This is a genomic window from Pleomorphomonas carboxyditropha (genome assembly GCF_002770725.1).
GTDB classification, from domain to species: domain Bacteria; phylum Pseudomonadota; class Alphaproteobacteria; order Rhizobiales; family Pleomorphomonadaceae; genus Pleomorphomonas; species Pleomorphomonas carboxyditropha.
The window spans coordinates 1-1,426 of the sequence record NZ_NQVN01000063.1 but is presented as its reverse complement, the minus strand read 5'-3'; the positions used below and the strand labels follow the sequence as shown (position 1 = coordinate 1,426).

The 1,426-nt window shown below is 65.2% G+C and carries 2 protein-coding genes; both read right to left on the bottom strand.

The genetic code is table 11. The features are described 5' to 3' along the window. Positions 1–686 (bottom strand): gluconate 5-dehydrogenase (locus CJ014_RS27205; protein WP_100083620.1); only part of this gene is annotated, 686 nt, incomplete at its 3' end. A 20-nt stretch (positions 687–706) separates the two neighbouring features. Then, positions 707–1,426 (bottom strand): 5-dehydro-4-deoxy-D-glucuronate isomerase (gene kduI / locus CJ014_RS27200; protein ID WP_100083619.1); only part of this gene is annotated, 720 nt, incomplete at its 5' end.

Sequence of the window (1,426 nt, the reverse complement as noted above, 5' to 3'; positions counted from 1 at the left end):
CCCTTCAGGTCGTCGGTGGTGCCCCAGCGGCCGGCCGGCGTCTTCGCCCGGATGAAAGCATCGAACGGGTGGCCGGCCACGCGCAGCGGCGCGGTCTGCGGCGTCTCGATATAGCCGGGGCCGATGCCGTTGCACTGGATGTTGAAGGCGCCGTACTCGGAGGCGATGTTGCGGGTCAGCATCTTGAGGCCGCCCTTGGCCGCCGCGTAGGCCGACACCGTCTCGCGGCCGAGCTCCGACATCATCGAGCAGATGTTGATGATCTTGCCGCCGCCCTTCCTGATCATGCCGGGGATCACCGCCTTGGCGACGATGAACGGCGCCGTCAGGTCGATGTCGATCACCTGGCGGAAGTCCTTGACGTCCATCTCGTGCATCGGGATGCGCTTGATGATGCCGGCGTTGTTGACCAGGATATCGACCGGGCCGAGATCCTTCTCGATGTCGGCCACCAGCTTCTGCACCGCCGGCTCGTCGGTGACGTCGGCGATATAGCCGCGGGCGTCGATGCCGGCCGCCTTGTAGGCGGCAAGGCCCTTGGCGAGGAATTCCTCGTTGATGTCGTTGAAGGCGATGGTGGCGCCGGCCTCGGCCAGCGCGCTGGCCAGCGCGAAGCCGATGCCGTAGGAGGCGCCGGTGACCAGCGCTACCTTGCCTTCGAGCGAGAATGCGTTCGGATGGGTCATTGCCGTCTGTCCTCGTTCGCTCAGCGCAGGTCGCCGATGGCGATGTGGTCCATGTCGTCGAAGGTCTGGTTCTCGCCGCCCATCGCCCAGATGAAGGTATAGGCGGCGGTGCCGCAACCGGCATGGATCGACCAGGACGGCGAGATCACCGCCTGCTCGTTGTGCACCAGGATGTGGCGGGTCTCGTTGCCCTCGCCCATGATGTGGAAGACGGCCTGTCCCTCGGGAATGTTGAAGTAGGTGTAGATCTCCATCCGCCGCTCGTGGGTATGGGCCGGCATGGTGTTCCAGACGCTGCCCGGCGCCAGTTGGGTGAGGCCCATGGAGAGCTGGCAGGTCTCCAGCACGTCGGGATGGATGAACTGGTTGATGACGCGCTTGTTGGAGGTGGTCTCGTCGCCGACCGGCTTCTTCCTGGCATCGGCGAGCGACAGGAAGGTGGTCTTGCAGGCTTTGTGGGCCGGGGCGGAGACCATGTAGAACTTGGCCGGCGCCTTGGGATCGTCGCTCCTGAAGACGACCGACTTGGTGCCCTTGGTGATGTAGAGGCAGTCCTGGAAGCCGAGACGGAAGGTCTCGCCGTCGGCCTCGATCGAGCCGGCGCCGCCGATGTTGAAGATGCCGATCTCGCGGCGCTCCAGGATGTAGGCGGTGCCGAAGTTCTTCATGCAGTCGATGCCCTTGTCGAGCGGCACCGCCTCGCTGACCGGCTTGCAGCCGAGCGTCACCATGCGGTCGAC